The sequence below is a fragment of the Nocardia sp. NPDC019395 genome, assembly GCF_040632335.1.
Taxonomy (GTDB): domain Bacteria; phylum Actinomycetota; class Actinomycetes; order Mycobacteriales; family Mycobacteriaceae; genus Nocardia.
Map to the genome: position 1 here is coordinate 1,917,192 of NZ_JBEYBT010000001.1, position 21,799 is coordinate 1,938,990.

Annotated in this window: 19 protein-coding genes; 2 read left to right on the plus strand and 17 right to left on the minus strand. The window is 67.6% G+C overall.

What is annotated here, in order from left to right; genetic code table 11:
* Nucleotides 1–11: 11 nt before the first annotated feature.
* The 4 genes from hpaE to ABZ827_RS07825 all read right to left on the minus strand — a co-directional run bounded on the left by hpaE (nucleotide 12) and on the right by ABZ827_RS07825 (nucleotide 5,088).
* The gene (gene hpaE / locus ABZ827_RS07810; protein ID WP_357233912.1) at nucleotides 12–1,526 is read right to left on the minus strand and encodes a 5-carboxymethyl-2-hydroxymuconate semialdehyde dehydrogenase; all 1,515 of its coding nucleotides are present in this window, start codon (nucleotides 1,524–1,526) and stop codon (nucleotides 12–14) included.
* Nucleotides 1,527–1,559: 33 nt separating this feature from the next.
* Nucleotides 1,560–2,264: a GntR family transcriptional regulator gene (locus tag ABZ827_RS07815; protein ID WP_357233914.1), complete on the minus strand. Its 705-nt coding sequence runs from the start codon at nucleotides 2,262–2,264 to the stop codon at nucleotides 1,560–1,562.
* Nucleotides 2,251–3,756 carry a fumarylacetoacetate hydrolase family protein gene (locus ABZ827_RS07820; RefSeq protein ID WP_357233916.1) on the minus strand — a complete coding sequence of 502 codons (1,506 nt, stop codon included), beginning with the start codon at nucleotides 3,754–3,756 and terminating at the stop codon, nucleotides 2,251–2,253. The genes ABZ827_RS07815 and ABZ827_RS07820 overlap by 14 nt, the downstream gene beginning before the upstream one ends.
* Nucleotides 3,757–3,969: 213 nt before the next feature.
* On the minus strand, nucleotides 3,970–5,088 hold the full coding sequence (locus ABZ827_RS07825) for a helix-turn-helix transcriptional regulator (protein ID WP_357233918.1): 1,119 nt from the start codon (nucleotides 5,086–5,088) through the stop codon (nucleotides 3,970–3,972).
* 217 nt (nucleotides 5,089–5,305) lie between these two features.
* On the opposite strand from ABZ827_RS07825, the gene ABZ827_RS07830 reads away from it, so the two are divergent.
* Nucleotides 5,306–5,614, plus strand: coding sequence for a hypothetical protein (locus tag ABZ827_RS07830; RefSeq protein WP_357233920.1), 309 nt, complete (start codon nucleotides 5,306–5,308; stop codon nucleotides 5,612–5,614).
* A 286-nt stretch (nucleotides 5,615–5,900) separates the two neighbouring features.
* On the plus strand, nucleotides 5,901–6,599 hold the full coding sequence (locus ABZ827_RS07835; RefSeq protein ID WP_357233922.1) for an IclR family transcriptional regulator: 699 nt from the start codon (nucleotides 5,901–5,903) through the stop codon (nucleotides 6,597–6,599).
* A gap of 12 nt (nucleotides 6,600–6,611) precedes the next feature.
* On the opposite strand, the gene ABZ827_RS07840 is transcribed toward ABZ827_RS07835, so the two are convergent.
* The 13 genes from ABZ827_RS07840 to ABZ827_RS07900 form a co-directional block, all read right to left on the minus strand.
* The gene (locus tag ABZ827_RS07840) at nucleotides 6,612–8,513 is read right to left on the minus strand and encodes an FAD-binding monooxygenase (protein WP_357233924.1); all 1,902 of its coding nucleotides are present in this window, start codon (nucleotides 8,511–8,513) and stop codon (nucleotides 6,612–6,614) included.
* Nucleotides 8,514–8,641: 128 nt separating this feature from the next.
* The gene (locus ABZ827_RS07845; protein ID WP_357233927.1) at nucleotides 8,642–9,994 is read right to left on the minus strand and encodes an MFS transporter; all 1,353 of its coding nucleotides are present in this window, start codon (nucleotides 9,992–9,994) and stop codon (nucleotides 8,642–8,644) included.
* 277 nt (nucleotides 9,995–10,271) lie between these two features.
* Entirely contained in the window at nucleotides 10,272–11,207 is a 936-nt protein-coding gene (locus ABZ827_RS07850) for an SMP-30/gluconolactonase/LRE family protein (protein ID WP_357233929.1), read from the minus strand.
* The gene (locus ABZ827_RS07855) at nucleotides 11,204–12,148 is read right to left on the minus strand and encodes a sugar kinase (protein WP_357233931.1); all 945 of its coding nucleotides are present in this window, start codon (nucleotides 12,146–12,148) and stop codon (nucleotides 11,204–11,206) included. Before ABZ827_RS07855 ends, ABZ827_RS07850 begins: the two co-directional genes overlap by 4 nt.
* Nucleotides 12,145–12,771, minus strand: coding sequence for a bifunctional 4-hydroxy-2-oxoglutarate aldolase/2-dehydro-3-deoxy-phosphogluconate aldolase (locus ABZ827_RS07860; protein WP_357233934.1), 627 nt, complete (start codon nucleotides 12,769–12,771; stop codon nucleotides 12,145–12,147). The genes ABZ827_RS07855 and ABZ827_RS07860 overlap by 4 nt, the downstream gene beginning before the upstream one ends.
* Nucleotides 12,772–12,823: 52 nt before the next feature.
* Nucleotides 12,824–13,972, minus strand: a complete 1,149-nt coding sequence (dgoD, locus tag ABZ827_RS07865; RefSeq protein ID WP_357233937.1) for a galactonate dehydratase — start codon at nucleotides 13,970–13,972, stop codon at nucleotides 12,824–12,826.
* Nucleotides 13,969–14,688, minus strand: coding sequence for a FadR/GntR family transcriptional regulator (locus ABZ827_RS07870; RefSeq protein WP_357233940.1), 720 nt, complete (start codon nucleotides 14,686–14,688; stop codon nucleotides 13,969–13,971). The genes dgoD and ABZ827_RS07870 overlap by 4 nt, the downstream gene beginning before the upstream one ends.
* A 52-nt stretch (nucleotides 14,689–14,740) precedes the next feature.
* Nucleotides 14,741–15,496, minus strand: coding sequence for an SDR family NAD(P)-dependent oxidoreductase (locus ABZ827_RS07875; RefSeq protein ID WP_357233942.1), 756 nt, complete (start codon nucleotides 15,494–15,496; stop codon nucleotides 14,741–14,743).
* Entirely contained in the window at nucleotides 15,493–16,716 is a 1,224-nt protein-coding gene (locus ABZ827_RS07880; protein WP_357233945.1) for a DUF4380 domain-containing protein, read from the minus strand. The genes ABZ827_RS07875 and ABZ827_RS07880 overlap by 4 nt, the downstream gene beginning before the upstream one ends.
* Nucleotides 16,713–17,801 (minus strand): zinc-binding dehydrogenase, encoded by a 1,089-nt coding sequence (locus ABZ827_RS07885; RefSeq protein WP_357233948.1) that lies wholly within the window; start codon nucleotides 17,799–17,801, stop codon nucleotides 16,713–16,715. The genes ABZ827_RS07880 and ABZ827_RS07885 overlap by 4 nt, the downstream gene beginning before the upstream one ends.
* Nucleotides 17,802–17,863: 62 nt before the next feature.
* Nucleotides 17,864–18,880, minus strand: coding sequence for an ABC transporter permease (locus ABZ827_RS07890; protein WP_357233951.1), 1,017 nt, complete (start codon nucleotides 18,878–18,880; stop codon nucleotides 17,864–17,866).
* A 32-nt stretch (nucleotides 18,881–18,912) separates the two neighbouring features.
* On the minus strand, nucleotides 18,913–20,424 hold the full coding sequence (locus ABZ827_RS07895; protein WP_357233953.1) for a sugar ABC transporter ATP-binding protein: 1,512 nt from the start codon (nucleotides 20,422–20,424) through the stop codon (nucleotides 18,913–18,915).
* A 44-nt stretch (nucleotides 20,425–20,468) separates the two neighbouring features.
* Nucleotides 20,469–21,452, minus strand: coding sequence for a substrate-binding domain-containing protein (locus ABZ827_RS07900; protein ID WP_357233956.1), 984 nt, complete (start codon nucleotides 21,450–21,452; stop codon nucleotides 20,469–20,471).
* Nucleotides 21,453–21,799 lie beyond the last annotated feature (347 nt).

Genomic DNA, 21,799 nt, shown 5'->3' on the forward strand with positions numbered 1-21,799 from the left:
CGGGTGTGAGCTCACGCGGACTTGCCGAAGGTGGGGTTGTGCACCTTGCCGAGCGTGATGTGCACGGCCTGCTGATCGGTGTAGAAGTCGATGGAGCGGTAGCCGCCCTCGTGGCCGAGGCCGGAGGCCTTCACACCACCGAACGGGGTGCGCAGATCGCGCACATTGTTCGAGTTCAGCCACACCATGCCCGCCTCGACGGCCTGCGAGAAGTTGTGCGCACGCTTGAGATCGTTGGTCCAGATATAGGCGGCCAGACCGTATTTCACGCCGTTGGCGAGTTCGAGCGCCTCTTCCTCGGTATCGAACGGCGTGATCGCCACGACTGGGCCGAAGATCTCCTCCTGGAAGATCCGGGCGTCGGGTTTCACATCGGCGAATACGGTGGGGCGCACGAAGTTACCGGCCGGGAAGTCCGCGGGACGGTCGCCGCCTGCCACCAGACGGGCCTCGCCCTTGCCGATCTCGATATAGCTGACGACCTTGTCGTAGTGCTCGGGGTGCACGAGCGCGCCGACCTCGGTGGCGGGGTCGTGCGGGTAGCCGACCTTCACCCGTTCGGCCTGCGCGGCGTAGCGTTCGACGAATTCGTCGTAGATCTCGCGCTGCACCAGGATCCGGCTGCCCGCGGTGCAGCGTTCACCGTTGAGGGAGAACACACCGAAGACAGTGGCGTCGAGGGCGGCGTCGAGATCGGCGTCGGCGAAAACCACCGCCGGCGATTTCCCGCCGAGTTCCATCGACAGGCCCTTCAGATAGGGCGCGGCATTGCCGAAGATGATCTGCCCGGTGCTGCTTTCGCCCGTGAACGAGATCAGCGGCACGTCGGGGTGTTTGACGAGGGCATCGCCGGCGTCCTCACCGAGGCCGTTGACCAGGTTGAACACACCCTGCGGCAGCCCGGCTTCCTCGAAGATACCCGCCCACAGCGACGCCGACAGCGGCGTGAACTCGGCGGGTTTCAGCACCACGGTGTTCCCGGTGGCCAGCGCCGGGGCCAGTTTCCAGCTCTCCAGCATGAACGGCGTGTTCCACGGGGTGATCAGGCCCGCGACACCGATCGGTTTGCGGTTCACGTAGTTGATCTGGCGGCCCGGCACCTTGTAGGTGTCGTCGGCCTGGGCGACGATCAGGTCGGCGAAGAAACGGAAGTTCTCGGCGGCCCGGCGCGCCTGCCCCAGCGCCTGGGTGATGGGCAGGCCGGAATCGAAGCTCTCCAGTTCGGCCAGACAGGCGTCGCGGGATTCGACGATATCGGCGATCCGGTTCAGCACCCGGGACCGCTCACGCGGCAGCATCTTCGGCCACGGGCCCTCGGTGAACGCCTTGCGGGCCGCGTCGACGGCACGATCGATATCGGCCTTCTTACCCGCGGCGGCCCGCACATAGGCGTCGTTGGTAACCGGGTCGAGCACATCGAAGGTGTCGCTGTCGACGGAATCGACGAAGGCACCGTCGATGTAGTGACGGATGCGGTCCGGTAGATCAGCCGGTACATGATGCTGTGGCGACACACTGTCGGCCATGGGAATCCTCCTGTACGAGGTCGGGGAAAGGGGTCAGTCGGTGGGTTCGGCCGCATCGAACGGGTGCGCGCCGGGTTCGTACTGGCCGAGATAGGCGTTCATGGTGCGCCAGCGGTGCTGCCGCGCGGCCATCTCGATTTCGAGAGGATCGGCCCGCCGGCGGATGAGGTCGACGATCTGATCGTGTTCCGCCACCGACTCACGAGCCCGGTCGGGCACGAACGCGAAGGTCGACGACCGCAAGCCGGACATCCGGGTCCAGCCGCGGTGCACCAGATCGAGAATGTGCGGGTTCGGGCAGGGTTCGAACAGCACGCTGTGGAACTGCTCGTTGATATGGGTGAACAGGTTCGGATCGAAATCGTCGAGCAGCGCCCGCAGCCGGGCGTTCACGGCCGCGGCCCGATCGAGATCGGCCTCGGTGAGATGCGGTACCGCCAGCGCGGTGGCCGCTCCTTCCACGACGCCGAGTGTCTCCATCGTGTGCAGGTATTCGCTCTGGTCGATCTGCGCGACCCGGGCGCCGACATTGCGCTCGAACTCGACGAGCCCTTCGGCCTCGAGCCGCCGGATGGCTTCCCGCACCGGCACCACACTCATCCCGAGCGATTCGGCGATCGACCCCAGGACCAGCCGATACCCGGGAACGAACCGGCGGTCGGCGATGCGCGTGTGGATCCATTCGTAGGCGCGCTGCGATTTGCTCCCGGCAGCGATAACCGGATCACCTGTCGGCATATGCCCGTGCCTCCTCGTAGCGCGCCCGCCATTCGGCGTTCATCGGGAACAGGCCGTCGACCGGATGCCCGGCCGCGACCTGCTCGGCGATCCAGGCGTCCTCGGCCTCCTGCGCCAGTGCGGCGTCGACAACTTCCTCGGCCATGGCTGCCGGGATGACGATGACACCGTCGTCGTCGCCGACGATGATGTCGCCGGGAAGAACCGTCGCCCCGCCACAGGCCACCGCTATATCGCTTTCCCAGGGCACATGTTTGCGACCCAGCACAGCCGGATGCCCACCCTGCCCGAATACCGGTACCCCGATCTCGGCGACCGCCGCGGAATCCCGGACACCGCCGTCGGTGACGATCCCAGCGGCTCCGCGCGCTTTCGCACGCAGCGCGAGCACATCACCGAGCGTGCCCGAACCGCGCTCACCGCGGGCCTCGATAACGATGACCTCGCCGGAGGCGACACTGTCGAACACGCGCTTCTGCGCGTTGTAGCCGCCGCCGTGACTGCGGAACAGATCTTCCCGGTTCGGCACGAAACGCAAGGTCTTCGCCGTGCCGACCATCTTCGTCCCGGGCCGCAGCGAGCGCACACCGTCGATGGACACATTGTTGAGACCGCGCTTACGCAGAATCCCGGACAACCCGGCGACCGGCGCCTCCATCAGCTTGGCCCGCAGCTCGGGCGAAAGACCGGCGCTCTCCGGTTCGAGCCCCGCGGCTTCCCGCGACCCCCACGCCTCCTCGCGCTGCCGATCATCGACAGAGGGCAACGATCCGAGCGCCGGATCGAACGTATCCGCCCCCTCGGCGACCCGTGTCTCGAGCCGGCCGGTCGACAACCCTGCCGCGGGCGCGTCGACCTCAACCTCCACGACATCACCCGGCACGGCGACCGACGCACCGGCGGGAGTCCCGGTCAGGATGACATCACCGATTTCCAGAGTCAGGTGCTGGGACAGATCGGCCACGATCTGCGCGAGCGGGAAAATCATTCCCGCGGTCGTATCGTCCTGCACAAGCTCGCCGTTGTGCCAGGTCCGCAGCCGGAGCGCGGCCGGATCGACCTGACGGGCATCGATCAGCCGGGGCCCCAGCGGCGTATAACCGTCGCGCCCCTTGTTGCGGACGTTCGACCCTTTGTCGTTACCCCGGAGATCGTAGAGCCCCCAATCGTTCGCAGCCGTAACCCACGCGATGTGCGACCAAGCATCCTCGCGCGACACCCGGCGGGCCGGTGCGCCGATAACAAGCGCGATCTCCCCTTCGAAAGCGAGCAGTTCGGTTCCCCCCGGCCGCTCGACCACCGAACCGGTCGCCGCGACCGAACTCGCGGGCTTGAAGAAGTACGACGGCGCACCCGGCCGACGCCCGCGCTGAGCGGCACGGGACTCATAACTGAGGTGTACCGCGATAATTTTCCCGGGCGCCGAAGGCAGGCCGGCGAACCGCGTTTCAGCTGGTAGCGCAGCAGTAGAAGCACTCTCGCTCGAGGTCATATCCGAAATCGTATATGATTTGTGACGTCGGGGCAACGTACCGCACGGAGCAGAGAATCCGGTGTCCCGCGCCACCGCCAGGACCGCTACTTCAAACAGACAACTCTGTCAAACAAGCAACTGTGCGCTATTCGTCCGATGCTTGTTCGACACCGACCTCAAAGCACGGTATGGGTGAGATCCCGTTCGGCGAGGGCCTGCCCGTGCGGATCCTCATACCGGTCCGGTGATCTCGTCCATGAGCATCCGCAATGTGAGTGAGTGCTTCTCCGGCGGTAGCGCCTCCAGTGCTGTCCTCGCAGATAAGACTCCACCCGCACGATCACCCGCGCGAACCAGCATCAGGCCCCGGTGCATTTCCAGGTGAGTGGCGAACCGCGGAAGCGTCGGCGGCAGCAATCGGCGCGCCTCGTCTTGGGCGTCCACCGCATCCGATTCATCGCCGAGCCGGGCACGTAACAACGATCGGAAAACCCCGAGCCGCCAGTACGGAACCGCATAGTCGGATGCTTCGTCATCTCCCGAACCGGCGCGGTCGAACACCAGTCGCCCTTCGGTATCGAGGCCACGGGCAGTGTCGACATCTCCCGCAATCGCTGCCGCATGCGCCTTGCCGTAAATCGCATTCAACCGGCCCAGCGACGGCCGATCGTCGAGGGCGAGGGCCTGGTCGGCAAACATTGCCGCCACCGGCAGCGCCGCACCCTCATAGCCGAGAGCGATAGCAGCCCGGCCACGAACCCAGACCCGGGTGCCGATGTCCCCGGAGCGATCAGCGGACTCGGCAGCCATCCGGTACCAGGACACTGCCCGATTTCCATCCGAACCGGGAAACGTCTTGGCGTACAACGTCATCAAGCGTGCGGCATGTGCCCACATCTGCGGCGAATCGCACTGCTGCTGGATCACCGCGAGGTCGACGGCCAGCCGCTTCTGGATCTCGGCCGCGCCCAACGTCATGTAGTCGGCGCCGTAGGTGGTCAACGTGTCCGCCCACGCATCCACCGATGGCCCGGCACCCTGCAGCCGCGCGGAGAAACCCTCCGCCAGCAGATCGGATGCGACACCCGGCGCGACAGTGGTTGCGGCCAGAGTCGATAGGAATTTCCTGCGATTCACGTCGGACTCCATAACTGCCAGCGGCACATCCAGAACAGCAGCCAGATGCCGCAGCCAAAACGGGGACGACACAGACTTACAGGACTCCCAGCGGCGCGAGATGTATTCGCGGCTGATCGACATACCCGAGTGTTCGGCCAGTTCGTCGGCGAGACGACCCTGGGACCATCCCCGAGCCTGGCGCAGGTCGCGGATGAGCGTGCCCGTGTGCATATCGACATGATGCCTGCATATTTCGGGTTATGTCGGCGTGCCACTAGAGATGCCACCCCGGGACCACTAGGTATGCCACTGGTTGGCATCACCACACCGCAGAAACATTGACACCGGAAGCGGAAACCGGACCGCTACCGCTCCAAGGGCCACCCGGCCGTCTACGGCCGGTCGGGTGGAGCCCTCCATCGCTTCCAGAAGCGGAGATGTCCGAAACATGAGCCACCGCCGCCCGATCGCGTTCGGCTGGGTCGATTACGACCTCAGCCGCGCGCCCGACTGGGATCGCACCCAGATTCAACGACTCGCCCGCCATCTCGGATACCACCTCGAATGGCCGTGTGAACGGTCTGTATTACAGGTCGCAGCTCAGGCACGCAACATTGCCGCCGACATGGTGATCCTGCCCGCCCCCGACCATCTGAGCGCACTCGAACTCAACGCGGTGATGAACGTGGCCGACGTGGAAACGGTCGTACCGCGCCTGAGCTTCGCACGCTGGACATTCGGGAAGGTGCCACGATGAGCGCGCTGGTGATAGCCGGCTTTGCCATCGCGATAGGCCTACCACTGCTGGTAATCGCGGCGTCGATCTGGTGGCCGTGACGGGCCCGATGACAAATCGGTTGCGCACGATACGAATCGCCCGCCGTTTACCTCGATATCTGCCGAGGGCGACCACCGGCAGAGGAGTCGCCGAATCTATGACAGTAACGGCACGCGTCGGATGCCCGAATAACGAATTCGCTGTTCTACTATCGAGCGACAGCGCGCGGGCGGGTCCGCGCGGGACGCAGAAGGAGGGGCGGCGCGTGGCCGACAAACCAGGACAGTCCGCCGGATCGCAGACCCTGCGGCGCGGTATCCGGCTGCTCGAAATCCTCGCCGCCGCCGGACGGAGCATGAGCATCGACGAACTCGCCGAAACGCTCGGTGTGCACCGCTCGGTGGCCTATCGGCTGCTGCGCACACTGGAGGATCACGGTCTCGTCGCCCGCGATCCGGCGGGGCGGATCGTGCTCGGTGCGGGCCTGGCCGCCCTCGCGTCCGGTGTCTCCCTCGACCTCCAGCAGGCGGCCCTGCCCGAACTGCGCACGGCCGCCAACGAACTCGGGATGACTTGCCTGCTGGTTGTCCGGCTCGACGACGACGAGGCCGTCACCCTCACCAGTGCGGCTCCCGAACAGACGGTCGCGGTGACCTACCGCCCCGGTCATCGGCATCCGCTCGCCCGGGGCGGCCCGGGTAAGGCCATCCTGATGGAACTGCCCGAGCACACCTGGCCCGCGGAGTTGCGTGACGAACTGGTGAGCAGTCGCGCCCGCGGTTTCGCTGTCAGCAGCGACGAAGTGGTGCCGTCGCTGCGGTCGGTGGCGGTGCCACTCGTGATTCCCGGCCAGCCCAGTGGATCCATTGCCGCCATCCATGTTTCCTTTTCCCGGCCGGAGGCCGAGATCGCCGAGCATCTGCGGACCGCGGCCGGCCGGGTCGCGCGGGCGCTCGGCGGGTAGCCGGCTACCGGATCAGGCCGCGCTGGGCCGGGGCAGGAAGATCCCGGCGAAGAACTCGGCGAGTTCGCCGGTGGCGCCGAGCGGCAGTACATCGGCGACGTACTGGTCGGGGCGTACGACCACGATCGCACCGGCACGGGAGATCCCGCGCGCGGTGAAGATATCGTGGGCGGGATCGGTGGCATACACCTTTTCGTAGTCGGTGAGCTGGAACGGCCCGACCTTCGGCAGGAACACCCCGGGCACCTTGCTCAGGTCCACCTCGGCGTGGGGCTGCTGGTAGATCACCTTCACGTCGAACCACGCGTCGAGATCGGCGTCCGCGGGGGTGTGGGCGAGCAGGGGTGACGACGGTGCGGTGACCAGCCATTCGGCCAGATCCGTCGTCCGCGAGGGCTCGCCCGCGGCGGGTTCGTCGGCGAAAACGTAGATACGCCACCGGCCGTCGGCCGTCGCATGGTGGCCGAGATGCTTCGAGTTCGCATCGCAGACCCGGGTGACCATATTCGACTTGAAACGCTTACCCACCGGGAACCCCGTCGCGAGTTCCTGATGAACGTTCGCGGCGACCAGCATCGACGGCGTGTACTCGGTCATGAAACCGGCCGGGAATTCCGCGGTTTTGACGTAGAACTCCTCGAGCTGGGACGGGTCCTCCATCTCCTCGGGCCGGGTCGCCATCAGCGTCGACCATTCCCGGTCGAAGTCGATGAGGTTCTGCGCGATCACCTGTCGTTCGGCCGAGTAGGTGTCGAGGATCGATTCCGGTGCGCGGCCGTCGAGTACATGTCCCAGTTTCCAGGCGATATTCCAGCCGTCCTGCATCGACACGTTCATGCCCTGACCGGCCTTCGCCGAATGGGTATGGCAGGCGTCGCCGGTGATGAACACCCGCGGGGTCCGGGTGCCGCTGTGGTCGGGGTGCACATCGTCGAACTTGTCGGTCACCCGGTGGCCGACCTCGTACACGCTGCGCCATGCCACATGTTTCACCGTCACCGTGTACGGGTGCAGGATCTTGTTCGCCCGCGCCTCGACCTCTTCCTGCGAGGTCAGGCGGACCTTGCCGCCGTCGCCTTCGGCTACTTCACCGAGGTCGACATACATCCGGAACAGGTGGTTACCCTCGCGTGGAATATGCAGGATGCTGCCGCCGTCGTGCGATTGGATGGCGCATTTCAGGCGGATATCGGGGAAGTCGGTGTCCGCGAGCACATCCATGACGCCCCAGGCATGGTTGGCCTTTTCACCCAGGAACCGGCGGCCGATGGCTTCGCGGACGCGGCTGTGCGCGCCGTCGCATCCGATCACATACTTCGCCTTGATGTTCCGGGTCTCCCCCGTGGCTTCGCCCGCTGCACGCCGAAGTGTCACAGTGACGGGACGGTCGCCATCCTCGGCCACTTCGAGACCAACGAATTCGTAGCCGTAATCCGGTTCCAGCCGCGACGGCGAGTTCCGGGCCACCTCGGCGAAGTAGTCGAGCACCCGCGCCTGGTTGACGATCAGATGCGGGAACTCGCTGATACCGGCTTCGTCGTCGAGGGCGCGAGCCGCGCGGACGATATTCGCCGGGTTCTGCGGATCCGGCTTCCAGAACGCCATTTCGGAGATCCGGTAGGCCTCGGCCGTGATGTGCTCGGCGAAGCCGAACGCCTGGAAGGTCTCCACACTGCGCGCCTGGATCCCGTCCGCCTGCCCGACTTCGAGCCGGCCCGGCCGCTTCTCCACGAGGCGGGTGTTGATATTCGGGAACTGCGCGAGTTGCGCGGCGGCGATCATGCCCGCGGGCCCGGAGCCGACGATGAGCACATCGACCTCATCGGGGAGTTCGGCGGGACGGTCGACGCCGAAACCGGCAGGCGCTTGGATGCGCGGATCACCGGATACATAGCCGTGATGATGGAACTGCACGGGCTCTCCTCACTCCGTTGCGGGCGAGTCGCATTTGTTCGATAATGGAACAGCGAATTCTAATAGTGACTGTTTCGTCGATGATATGCGGTGACCCGGCTCTCACACAACTCAGCCCCGGACCGGGATCACTTCTCCCACGCGTAGATGCCCACCTGCTGCTTTGCCTCATTGGCGGGGCTCAGATCGATACCCTTGCGATCCCGCAGCAACAGGGTCCCGACCAGCCCCAGCACGGTCGTACCGAGCAGGTAGTAGGCGACATTCGTCGAGGAGCCGGTACTCTGCTGGATCCACTGCGCGATGGTCGGGGCGAAGGCGCCGCCGAGGATCGAGCCGAGCGCATACGAGATCGACACTCCGGAGAACCGCACGGACGCGGGGTACAGCTCGGTGTACCAGACCGCTTGGGCGCCGTAGGTCAAGCCGAGGCCCAGCGTGAGAAGCACCAGGCCGACACCGAGCAATACGACGTTCCCGGTGTTCACCAGCGGAAACAGGGTGAGCACGAAAACACCCTGCACGCACCAGCCGACGATGTAGGTAACCCGGCGGCCGATGACATCGCAGATCCATCCGGCCGCGAGGGTCGCGAGAAGCCAGCTGATCGACGAGACGGTCACAGCCCACAGCACAGGCCCGCGATCGAGCCCGAGGGCACCGTCCGGATCGGTCGCGTAGCCCTGGATATAGCCACCCGTGGTCATGTACCCGACGGCACTGTTACCGACGAAGACCAGCGCCGACAGCAGCACCAGCGGAGTGAAGCGCGCGAACAGGTCGACGATGGGCGCCTTGGTCTGCTCCTTACGCTCGGCGATCTCGGCGAACACCGGGCTCTCCTCGACACTGCGGCGCAGCCACGAACCCACCAGGATGAGCACCACCGAGAACAGGAACGGGATACGCCAGCCCCAGTCCAGGAACGCGTCACCCGGGAAGAGCGCGTCCATACTCGCCATCATGGCGCTGGCCATGAGCAATCCGATCGGCACACCGATCTGCGGCATGGCACCGAACAGGCCGCGACGGTTGCGCGGCGCATGCTCGACGGCCATGAGCACCGCCCCACCCCATTCGCCACCAGCGGAAACACCCTGCAGGATCCGCAGCAGCACCAGCAGCAGGGGCGCGCCGATACCGATCGCCTCGTAGGTCGGCAGCAGACCGATGAGCGCGGTGGAGGTTCCCATCAGGATGAGCGTGGTCACCAGCACCGGGCGCCGGCCGACCTTATCGCCGAAATGACCGGCGAGGAACGCGCCGAGCGGCCGGAACAGGAAGCTCACGCCGACCGTGAGGAAGGACAGGATCGTGCCGAACCCGGAGCCGGCCGGCTCGAAGAACAGTTTCCCGAACACCAGCCCGGCAGCCGAGGCGTAGATGAAGTAGTCGTACCACTCCACCGCCGTGCCTACGACGGTGGCGAAAGCGACGCGTCTGCGGTCGACAGCGGAGACGGTCGAAAGATCCGTGGACATCTGCACTCCTTTGGGATGTCGCTGTGAGGTGGGTCTCGCAACGACCCGGCATTGATGATCGTATATGATTTGAGATATGACAATGCCGGAGGAGTGGCCGGTCACCAGCGGACCGGAAAGTGCCTGTTCACAGGCCTGATCAGATTTACGCGAGGGCCGCGGTCCGCCGGACCGAAGTCAGATGTGCCACAGCCGCGACGCTCACCGGAACATCGCAGAACATCACCCGCTGTGGCGGGCGAAACCGCCCACGGATGGCGGGCTCGGGGCCGGCGTCTCACCCGCCGAAGGTTGCCGTGGGCAGTCCGGGGACCGTCGTCGAGGCGACCAGCGTCGCACCGTCGAGCGGACCCGGTTCCGCCAGCCCGTGAGTGGCGGTGGTGACCAGGACCCGGTGCGGCGCACGGGCGCTGAATGCGACGCTGGTCGGTTGCGCGGCCGGTACCGGCACCACGTCGACCAACTCCCCGTCGGGGCTGTACCGGTGCAGTCGGCGGCCGCCCCACAGTGCCGACCATACGTATCCGTCCGCGTCGACGGCCATACCGTCGGGACTCGCATCACCGACCGCGGCGAAGACCACCGCGGACTCGTCGATCCCGCCGTCCTCCCCCACGCGGTACCGCAGGATCACCCCGCGTGCACTGTCGGCGAGGTACATGGTGGCGCCGTCGGGGCTGAACGCCGGCCCGTTGGGGATGGTGATTCCGTCGAGAACCACCTGGACGCTGCCGCTGGTGTCGACCCGCACCAGCCGACCGGCGCCGGGGGTACCGTCATAGGGCATCGCGCCGGCCCAGAACCGGCCGTGGGGATCGGCGACACCGTCGTTCATCCGCATCGGAACCGGGGTGCCGTCGAACGGCCGTGCCAGCCACCGGATCTCAGCGGCGGCATCCGCTTCTGTACCGCCGGAGACGTCGAGCAGCGCGATTCCGGTACCGGCCGCGGCGATCCAGCCGCCGTCGGCTCGCGGTGCGACGGCGCCCAGGGGGACATCGAGCCGCAGTAGTTCTCGTGCGGCAGCCGCCGCGTCGGCCTCGGTCCCGGAGGATGGCTTGCCGGCGGTTCCGCTGGACGGCCCGCCGTCGGTCTCGAACAACTTTCCGGCCAGCAGGTCGACAAACAGGAATCCGTGGTCCGTCACCCGCGCACCCTCGCCCAGTTCGTGTCGCTCCCGGCCGAGCGCGCTCCACTCACCCACCGTGCTCATCGCAATGCCGCCCCGGGGCCTGCCGCGATCAGATCCAGCTCGTCGCGACTCGGCAACCCTTCCCAGTCACCTCTGCTCGACACCGCGAACGCTCCGAGGGTGTTCGCGCGCGCGAGCCGCTCGGCGACCTCACCACCGTCGAGCAGTGCGGACAGATACCCCGCGGTGAAGGCGTCGCCGGCACCGATCGAGTCGACGACACCCACCTTGTGTCCCGCAGCCGGGGTCACGCCCGCGGCGGTGTGCGCGGCGGCGCCGGCGGCGCCGAGCTTGATCACCACCTCCGCCACTCCGCAGTCGAGGAGCTCTGCGGGATCACGGGCGACGAGACCGAGTTCGTCCTCGGACGCGATGACCACGTCCGCGCCGCGGGCGAGCGGCCGTAGCGCTGCCGCCGCAGTTTCCGAATCCCACAGCCGGGAGCGGAAGTTCACGTCGAAAGAAATCAGCGCGCCGCCCGCGCGGGCGATGCGCACGGCCTCTGTGACGGCCTCGGCGGCGCTCGCGGAGACGGCCGGTGTCACCCCGGTGACGTGCAGGATTCGCGGCATTTCCGTCAGTGCCGCAACGGCATCCGCCGCGCCGGCCCTGGAGCCCGCGGAATCGCGGCGGTGGTATTCGACGCGGGTCACATCCGGCAGTCGCTGCTCGAACAACACCAGGCCGGTTGCGCGTTCGGGGTCGCGTGAGACGGTGTCGACGAGGACGTTCTCCGCGCGCAGGGTACGCAGCACCAGTTCACCGGATTCGTCGGCGCCCAGCCTGCCGCCCCATCGCACCCGGTGGCCGAGACGGGCGAGACCGATCGCCACGTTGGACTCCGCCCCGGCGACGGCCAAGGTGGCGTCGCCGCCGTACCGGATCCGGTCCGCTACGCGCACCGCGACCATCGTCTCGCCGAAAGTGACGACGTCGAGCGCCCGCTCGGATGCCGCGCTCATATCTGCTCCCGCACGGCCCCGAGGAACGACCGTGCCCGCAACCGCAGCGCGTCCAGGTCACCCCCGTTCGGGGCGTCCCCGCACAGCGGACTCGCGACACCGACCGCGACCGCGCCGTTGGCCAGGTATGCGGGCACGGTATCCGCGCCCACACCGCCGACCGGGATCAGCGGGATATCGGGAAACGGTGCGCGCAGATCCTTGAAGTATCCGGGACCCATCGTGGATGCCGGGAAGATCTTCACCGCGTCCACACCGAGCCCGGCGGCGGCGATGATCTCGGTGGGCGTGAGGGCACCGCAGAGCACCGGGACTCCGGCTTCGATCGCCGCGGGCACCGAAGGCGCCACACCCGGGGTGACGACGTAGGTGGCGCCGGCGTCCCGCACCCGGATCACCTCGTCGGGCGTGAGGACAGTGCCCGCGCCGAGCTGAATTCGTCCCTCCAGCCGCGTCGCCACCTCCTCGAGCACACGTAACGCGCCGGTGGAGGTGAGAGAGACCTCGAACAGCCGGACGCCTTCGTCGGCGAGAGCCAGTGCGGTGTCGATCGATGCGGCGGCGTCGGTGCCACGGATGATGCCGAGCAGCCGGTGGGCACGTAGGTCGTCGAGCAGGGTCATGAAATTCCTCGATTCCGTCCGGTCTCGTGTCGTGGGCTTTTACCGACTGGGTTCACCATTCGGCGAACGACCCGTCGGAGTGGTGCCAGATCGGCCCGTGCCAGCTGGTGGCGACCGCGTCGGCCGCCCGGACCGCTGCCTCGTCGACGGTGACCCCGAGACCCGGTGCGTCCCATCGCTCGATATGCCCGTCGACGAACTGGAAGGGGGTGCGGTCGAGGACGTAGTCGAGCAGCTCCGCGCTGCCCTCGTTGTAGTGGATGCCGATGGATTGTTCCTGCAGCAGGAAGTTCGGGGTCGCGAAGGCGACCTGCAGACTCGCCGCCAGCGCCAGCGGGCCGAGCGGGCAGTGCGGGGCGAGCAGCGCGCCGAAGGTTTCCGCCAGGGACGCGATGCGCCGGACCTCGGAGATACCGCCGGCGTGCGAAAGATCCGGCTGCACGATCGCGACGCCCGATTCGAGCACGGGCAGGAATTCGGTTCGGGAGTAGAGGCGTTCACCGGTCGCGATCGGCACGGTGGCCGACTCCACCACCTCCCGCAGCCGGTGGCTCAGTTCCGGCAGAACCGGTTCCTCGACGAACAGCGGACGCATCGGTTCGAGCATCGGCACGAGCCTGCGCGCGTCCGCGACTCCGACGCGCCCGTGGAAGTCGATCGCGATATCGTTGCGGTCACCGATCGCGTCCCGGACCTTGCCGACGCGTGCGACGACACTGTCGAGTTCGGCGGGCGTCGCCAACCGGCCGAATCGCCCGCACGCATTCATCTTCAGCGCCGTCAGACCGGCCTCGATCTGGGCACGCGCGGCGTCGGCCACCGCGTTCGGTTCGTCGCCGCCGACCCACCCGTACACGCGGACCCGGTCGCGTACCGCGCCACCGAGCAGCTGGTGCACCGGTACACCCAGGGATTTACCGAGGATGTCCCACAGGGCCTGGTCGATTCCGGCGACGGCGCTGGAAAGCACCGGTCCGCCGCGGTAGAAGCCGCCCTTCGTGAGGACCTGCCAGTGCGCCTCGACGGTGCGCGGATCCTTCCCGATGAGCAGTTCGGCGAGTTCGTGGACCGCGGCGCGGACCGTATCGGACCGGCCTTCGACCACCGGTTCGCCCCAGCCCACGAGGCCGGCATCGGTGTCGATGCGGCAGAACAGCCAGCGTGGCGCGACTGCGAAGGTATCGATAGCGGTGATCTTCACCCGGATTCCTTACTGTCGAGAAGATTGAGCACGCGCGACAGGTCGTCTGCGGACTTGTCGAGCAGTGCCCGGGTCGCCGCCACCGCGGCGGTGGGATCGCCCGCCCGGATGGCGTCGACGACAGCGCGGTGACTCGGCACCGGGTCGTCGGTGGTGTGGTTGTGCACGAGGGAATCCCGGACCATCAGCGCGGGTTCGACGAGCACGTTCATACTGGCCAGCATTTCGTTGTGGGCGGCCCGCAACAGCAATCCATGCCAGGCCAGGTCCGCGGCGGCGGCCTGTTCCGCGGTTCCGGTCGCGGCGGCGGCCATATCGGCGAGAGCTTTTTCGAAGGCGGCGAGGTCCTCGTCGGTACGGCGTAGCGCGGCCAGTCCGGCGGCCGACGGTTCGACGATCGCCCGCACCTCGGCGAGTTCGTCGAGCATCGAGGACGCGTCTCCGGCGGAGTGCCGCCAGCGGATCACGTCGCTGTCGAGCACGTTCCACTCGGACCGGTCCCGGACGAAGGTCCCGCGGCGCTGCCGGGAATCGACGAGGCCCTTGGCCGCGAGCACCTTGATCGCCTCGCGCAGCGCGGTCAGCGACAGGTCCATCCGAGCGCCGATCTCCCGAAGATCGAGGATCTCGCCGGGCGCCATGGTGCCGTCCACGATCCGGGAACCGAGCAGTTCCACCGTCGTACCGTGGACGCCGCGTCCCGCATAGCCTGTCATCTTTCCTCGACTCCGCTCTCCGTGAATATGTGTCACACCGCGTCTGTTGCGGTTACGACGAATTCTTGGTGATGCTCCAGCCGCCGTCGACGGTGAGTGTCGCGCCGGTGACGAACGATGCGGACGCACCGAGCAGGAACTCGATGGGGCCGGCCACCTCGCCGGGATCACCGAGCCGTCCGATCACTGTCTCCGCGGCGCTCGCGGCGCGATCTGCCTCCGGGATACCGTCCCACTGCGTGGTCAGGATCGGTCCGGGCAGCACACAGTTCACCCGGACCTCACCGCCGTACTCGGTGGCCAGCTGCCGGGTGAGCCCGGTGAGCCCGGCCTTGGTCGCCGCGTAGGCGGGGACCCCGGGGAGACCGAAACCGGCGTGGACGGACGAGACGATGACGATCGCGCCGCATCGGTCGCGCCGCAGGTCGCGCAGGCAGGCCCGGATTCCGTGGAAGGCGCCGGTGAGGTTGACGTCCAGCTGCCGCTGCCACGACGCGAGCGCCATCTCGTGCAGTGGGACATGATCGGTGGCCAGCGCGTTGCAGACGAGGGCGTCGACGGGACCGAATATCGCATGCGTGCGTTCGATCGCTGTCGCCCAGTCGGATTCGGAGGTCACGTCGCCGCGGAAGGCCAGAGCCCGGCCGCCCACCGATTCGATCGACGCGGCCGTTTCGGCGACCTCCTCGGCAAGGTCGAACAACACCACCGACCGGCCGGAGGCCGCCAGGCGGTGGGCGGTCGCGGCACCGATACCCCGGGCCGCACCGGTGATCAGCACCGTGCCGGTGCCGGGTTCTGCGGTCACAGCTGCTCCTCCTGGTCGTATGCCCGGCCGGGGCCGGGGGCGGCGCCGAGGTCGTGTTCGACTCCGGTGCCGTGCTCGCGCAGCGTGACCGGACTCCCGATCACGGCGCTGTCCAGCGTGATTCCCGCACCCGCACGCACACCGCCGACGGCGATACCGCCGGCCAGGAGGTCGCCGTCGACATACGCGGCGAACCGGGCGTCGCTCTCCCAGTGCCCGACCGGAGTGACGGTGCGGACCTCACCCGCACCGGCGGCGGTCGCGCTCCGATACGCGAGTGCGGAGTGCTCGCCCGGCGCCAGCGTCACCGAAGGGCCGAGGAGTTCGATCTCCACGATCCGGGCCCGCGGGCGCAGGCCGCCGAGATGTTCGATCGGTTCGCTCAGCGGATGTTCCATCCACACCTCCACCCGGGACCCGCCGTCCGGGTAGGCACCGCGCGGGTCGATAGTGAAGGTCTGGGTAGTGGTGATGCCGTGCGCCGCGTGCGCCAGCCATCCACCGGCACCGGGGAAGCCGATTTTGCCCACAACATCCTGGTGCGGGACCACGAGCCGATCGGCGCCGAGGACCTGGTGCCGGGGCGCGCCGGTGCCGACAGCGAGCGGCACCGCCCGGTGGTCGCCATCGGTGACACCGACGTACACACCACCGCTCCCGGGTCCGCCCGCGGCGCGCTGGGTGACGTTCCACAGCGCCCACCGCACCGGCTGCGCCGACGTATTGCGTGCCTCGAGCCGTACGTCGTACCAGCTCTGTCCGTCCCGCAGCGTGACCGCCCGGGTCAGCGTCAGGCCGGTGCGCGGGTCGTGACCGCTGGTCATCGTCAGGGTCACCGCACCCGGAGTCCGCTCTACGTGCCGGTCGTACGGCCCGGAGTCCAGCACCGGGTCCGGTGGGCCCGCCCATTCGGCCGGGCCCGACCAGCCCTGCGGCGCGGGCCATGTCTTGTCTCCGCCGTAGTTGTTCCAGGCACTCATCGGCCCCGAAACCGGTGCGGGCACGTGCGGCGGCACCGGATACAAGTTCTCGTCCAGCAGGTCCGCGTTGCGCCACAGGGTTTCCCGGCCGCGCAATTGCACCGAGAGCAGCCGTCCGCCCAGCGCGGGGACGAATCCGAGCCGTAACACCGCGTTGTCGAGCCAGACAACGTCCGGACGATGCCCGGCACCCTCGTCGATCTCGACGTGGGTTCCGGTAGCGGGCGGCCGAGGCGTCACGGCAGTGAATCCGAGACGAAGACGACCTTGCCGCGGCTGCCACCCGCGGCGAGGGCGAAGGCCTGATCGGCCTCGTCGAGGGTGAACCGATCGCTGACCACTGCCTCGGGACGCAGCCCCCACGCGACCAGATTGGCCGCCAGCTCCGACATCGCCTGCAGGGACGTCACCCACGACGCGTGCAATGTCAACTGCTTGTGCAGCAGGGTGTCCGAAACCTCGGTGTCGAAACGGCCGCCCTCGCCGATGAACGAGACGTGGCCCCATTCGGCGGCGTGCTCGACCGCCGTGGACCGGCCGGGCGCCGAGCCGGACGCATCGATGGTGAAGGCGAAACCCGCGCCGCCGGTGAGCCGGCCGAGTTCGGTGTCCGCCTCGTCCGGCGCGACGGTGGCGTCGAAGATACCGAGCGAATCGGCCCATTCCCGGCGCACGCCGGACAGTTCGACGCCGACCACGCGGCGGGCGCCCATCCCGCGGCCGATCATGCCGGCCGCGAGACCGACGGGTCCGAGACCGACGACGAGCAGGTCCCCTTCCCCGCTGACACCGATGCGGCGCAATCCCTCATAGGCCGTGCCGAACCCGCAGGCGATGAGCGCACCGTCGACATAGGACAGCTCCGCAGGCAGCGGCACACAGGTGCGTTCCTCGGCCAGAACGTACCGGGCGTTGCCGCCGTCGCGCTGCCAGCCGTACGACTCCCGCGACGGTGCGGTGCAGCTGATGTAGAAGCCGCGGCGGCAGTTGTCGCAGAGTCCGCAGCCGGCGATGTGGTAGACGATGACCCGGTCGCCGGCGCCGAAGCGGGCACAGCCCGGTCCGGCGGCGACGACGCGACCGGAAGGCTCGTGGCCGGAGACGACGCCGCGATAAGCGGGGCCGTCGATACCGCGGTGTGTTTTGTACTCGCGGTAGATGTAGCTGATATCGGTACCGCAGATACCGGCGGCGCCGACCTCGACGAGCAACTGTCCCGGGCCGGGCACCGGCACGGGGACCTGCCGCATCTCGGTGGTGGAGTTACCGGGAAGGTAGATACCCGGCATCGTCTCGGGAACGGTCCCGGACTCGGTTGTGGTCACGATTCCTCCTGTGAGCGGCCGGGTCAGGACCGAGTGGTGACCCGCACGGATATGGGAGCCCGTCATGCGGTGCGGACGGCCGCGGCTCCGCGGCGTACGACGAGCGCGTTGATCAGCACGGCGCCGACGATGATCACGCCGCGGACAACGTCCTGCAGGAACGAGTTCACCCCGAGCAGGACCAGCCCGTTACCGATCACGGTGATGAAGACGACGCCGAGCAAGGTGCCCAGCATCGTGCCGCGACCACCGGCGAGAGCGGCGCCACCGATGACGACGGCGGCGATGATATCGAATTCCAGTCCCGATCCCGCGCTACCGGATCCCGCGCCGAGCCGGGAGGCGAGGAGCACGCCGGTGATCGCGGAGAGCAGGCCGGTGGTGGCGAACAGCAGGATACGTACCTTGGTGAGGTTGATTCCGGCCAGCTGGGCGGCGGCCGCGTTACCGCCGATGGCGTACACCGAACGACCGTACGCGGTGAACTTGGCGATGTAGACGAACACGGCGAACAGGATGAGCATCACCACCGCGGAGGTGGGGATACCCAGGACAGAACCGCCCAGTAGGTCGAACAGGCCGCTCTCCGGGAGCACCACGGGCAGGGCGTCGGTGAGATAGAGACCGAGACCGCCGAGGACACTCCACAGACCGAGGGTGGCGATAAAAGAGGGCACATTGAAACTGGCACGCAACCAGCCGGCCAGTGCACCCCAGGCCGCCCCGAGTACCAGGGTCAGCAGCACGGCCCCGAACACACCGAGCCCCCACTGGGCGCTACCCATCGCGACCAACACCGATGCGAACGCGACGGCCGGGCCGATGCTGATATCGATATCGCCCGCGATGATCACCAGCGTCACCCCCCAGGCGGCGATTCCGATCGTCGCGGCATCCCGCAGGATGCCGAGCTGGTTCGAGCCGTCCATGAAACCCGACGCCGTCAGACCGAGCACCACGTAGAGTGCCGCGATCGCCACCACGAGGCCGATTTCGTTGAGCTGATGGCTACGCGAGCCCAGCCAACTGCGCACTGTGCGGGAATCACCCGGCTGGAGATTGTTCTTGGTGATGACCACGGGGTCCTCTTCTCGTCTCTGCTTCGTGGTGGTCAGGCCGCCATCGCGGCGGCGAGGACAGAATCGATGGTGATACCGGAGCCGGTCAGCTCCTCGGTGATCGCACCGCCGCGCAGCGCGATCACGCGGTCACAGACCAGGGGCAGTTCCTCGAGCTCGCCCGAGACGAACACGATGGCGGCTCCCCCATCGGCGAGTTCCCGGACGAGGCGGTAGATCTGGGATTTCGCGGCGACATCGACACCGCGAGTGGGCTCGTCGAGCAGCAGGATCCGGCTGCCCGCGTGCAGCCAGCGACCGATAACCGCCTTCTGCTGGTTGCCACCGCTGAGGTTGACGATCGGCGTCTGCGCGCGAGCTGTCGCGATCGACAGCCGCGCGATCAGGCCGGCGGCGGCATCGCGGACCCGGCGGTAGCGGATGGTCGGTCCGGAGCTGACCGCCCGATAATCCGAGATGAGCATGTTCTCGTCGACACCGAGCAGCGGCACGATGCCGGCGCCCTTGCGATCCTCGGGGGTCATACCGACGCCCAGGGCTTTCATCCGGGCGGCACTGGGGTTGCGGACATCGGTCCCGGCCACCGCGACGGAGCCGGACGAAATCGGATGGAATCCCGCGATGGCGCGCAGCAGTTCGCTGCGGCCGGAACCCATCAAACCGGCGAGCCCGAGTACTTCGCCCGGGTGCACGTCGAAGGACACCTCGCGAATCTTCGGCGGCAACACCAGGTTCCGTACGGAGAGCAACGGGGTTCCGGAGCGATCCACGACGCGCTCGGCGCGTTCCTCCACGGCCGGCTCGGCGGAGCCGACCATCAGCGCCACCACATGGGCGGTGCTGACGTCCTCGAGCGCGACAGTTTCGATGACCCGGCCGTCACGCATCACGGTCGCGCTCGACGCGACCTGCCGGATCTCGTCGAGACGGTGGCTGACGTACACGACCGCGACCCCGGCCGCCGCGATCCGGTCGACCGTTTTCAGTACCGCCTGGACCTCGGCGGCGGCCAGCGCGCTGGTCGGCTCGTCGAGGATGAGCAGCCGGGGGCGACGCCGGACGGCACGACAGATCTCGACGAGCTGCTGTTCGGCGAGCGGGAGCGATTCGACCCGGCTGAGGGGGTCGATATCGAGTTCGAGTTCCTCCAGCACGGCGGCGGTTTCGCGGCGCATGGTGTCGTAATCGACCCGGCCGCCGGTGCGGGGCCAGACGCCCAGGAACATATTCTCCGCGACGGTCAGTTCGGGGACCAGGCTCAGTTCCTGGTAGACGGTCTCGACACCGAGCGCGGTCGACCGCCGGACACCGCCGTGGCCGAGTAGTTCACCGCCGACGCGGATGGTGCCCCGGTCCGCGGTTTCGACACCCGCGAGCAGCCGGATCATCGTCGACTTCCCGGCGCCGTTGCGGCCGAGCAGTGCCCGCACTTCACCGGCACGAATGGTCACGGAGGCATCCGTCAGCGCCTGCACGCCGCCATAGCGCTTGGTCAAACCCTCGATCTCGACGACGACGGCGGCATCGCCGGTGCGGTGATCCATGATGTCCTTCCGGGAATGGCGTGGGTCGCGAGCGGGTGCGGAGGTCACGGGATGCCGTCCGGATGCGTTTCGATCCAGTCCGCGCCGGCCTGCGCTCCGACGTACTCGTCGACCGGCGCCGGGATCACGAACTCCGTGGGCGGGTTGCCGTCGAGGATGTCGACGGCCGCGCGGCCCGCCAGCTCGCCGACCTTGATACCGGAGATATCGGTGACGCCCTTGAGAATGGTGCCGGCGCGCAACATCCCGGCCGCCTGCGTGGACATATCGCCGCCGAATACCACCACGTCACCGGCTTTACCGCGGGCCGCGACAGCGCGGGCCGCGCCGATCATCTGTGAGCCGGCTTCACCGTAGAACGCGTCGATATCGGGCTGGGCCGTGAGAACCTGTTCGGAGCGCTGCACCGCCTCGTCGAGGGTCAGCCCCTGCTGATTGGCCACGATTGTGGCACCGGGAATCGCCGCGGTGAGCGCTTCTTCGAAACCGTTCCGGCGCTGGACGCACACCTCGAACTGTTCGCAGTTGATCACCGCCACCTTCGGCGCGGTGATGCCCTGTTCCTTGAAGTAGGCGGCCATCTGACGTCCTGAAGCGGCGCCGAACTCCTCGGGGTCGCCGAGCACGTAGGCGGACACCAGCTCCCGGGCGGCGGCATCCTCTACGCAGGTGTTGTAACAGATAATCGGTACGCCGCTGTCATGCGCGAGCCGCAAGGCGGGGACGGAGGCGGTGGCGGAAGACGGCGAGATGATCAGCGCGTCGGCCTCGACCGAGGCGACTGTATCCACGAACGTGCTCTCCTTCGACGCATCCGACTGGATGTTCGACGCGAGCAGCTGCGGCGCGTCGGGCAGTTCGGCGAAGGTGTCGTTCAGGCCCCTCGCGACGCCGGCGTAGTACCCCTCCGCGTTCAGGTAGACGACCCCGACGCGGCCGTTCGCACCTACCTTGCCCGCGCAGCCCGCGACGGTCGCGGCGATCAGCACCGCGCCCAGGACGGCGCCCCACTTCCACTTGACCTGCATGTGACCTCGATGTCTCGCTGGGCAACTTCGCTTCGATCAGAGTCGCCGACCACACCCCACACTGTCAATACTAAATTATTATTTATTAGTCCGGTGCGTGGACCCCGTCAGCAGCCTGCGGATACCGAGCCGGGGCGCGGCCGCGGTAGAACACCCAGCGGGCGCGAACGCACCGCCGAGGATGGCGCCGAGGGCATACGAGATGGTGACACCGGAGAAGCGCACCGATGCCGGGAAGATCTCCGAATCCTTCAGGGAGTTCAGAAGGGCACCTCGGGCGCAAGTTCTTGCACAGTTTCGCCGCGGAGTCGGCGGGCCGATCTGCTGCCGGGCGCATCCAGTTGGCC

Coding starts and splice junctions, on each gene's coding strand:
- ABZ827_RS07900 (WP_357233956.1), bottom strand. CDS start 21,452: ATGCAGGTCAAGTGGAAGTGGGGCGCCGTCCTGGGCGCGGTGCTGATC.
- hpaE (WP_357233912.1), bottom strand. CDS start 1,526: ATGGCCGACAGTGTGTCGCCACAGCATCATGTACCGGCTGATCTACCG.
- ABZ827_RS07845 (WP_357233927.1), bottom strand. CDS start 9,994: ATGTCCACGGATCTTTCGACCGTCTCCGCTGTCGACCGCAGACGCGTC.
- ABZ827_RS07815 (WP_357233914.1), bottom strand. CDS start 2,264: ATGCCGACAGGTGATCCGGTTATCGCTGCCGGGAGCAAATCGCAGCGC.
- ABZ827_RS07830 (WP_357233920.1), top strand. CDS start 5,306: ATGAGCCACCGCCGCCCGATCGCGTTCGGCTGGGTCGATTACGACCTC.
- ABZ827_RS07855 (WP_357233931.1), bottom strand. CDS start 12,148: ATGAGCGCGGCATCCGAGCGGGCGCTCGACGTCGTCACTTTCGGCGAG.
- ABZ827_RS07860 (WP_357233934.1), bottom strand. CDS start 12,771: ATGACCCTGCTCGACGACCTACGTGCCCACCGGCTGCTCGGCATCATC.
- ABZ827_RS07870 (WP_357233940.1), bottom strand. CDS start 14,688: ATGACAGGCTATGCGGGACGCGGCGTCCACGGTACGACGGTGGAACTG.
- ABZ827_RS07825 (WP_357233918.1), bottom strand. CDS start 5,088: ATGCACACGGGCACGCTCATCCGCGACCTGCGCCAGGCTCGGGGATGG.
- ABZ827_RS07895 (WP_357233953.1), bottom strand. CDS start 20,424: ATGGATCACCGCACCGGCGATGCCGCCGTCGTCGTCGAGATCGAGGGT.
- ABZ827_RS07850 (WP_357233929.1), bottom strand. CDS start 11,207: ATGAGCACGGTGGGTGAGTGGAGCGCGCTCGGCCGGGAGCGACACGAA.
- ABZ827_RS07820 (WP_357233916.1), bottom strand. CDS start 3,756: ATGACCTCGAGCGAGAGTGCTTCTACTGCTGCGCTACCAGCTGAAACG.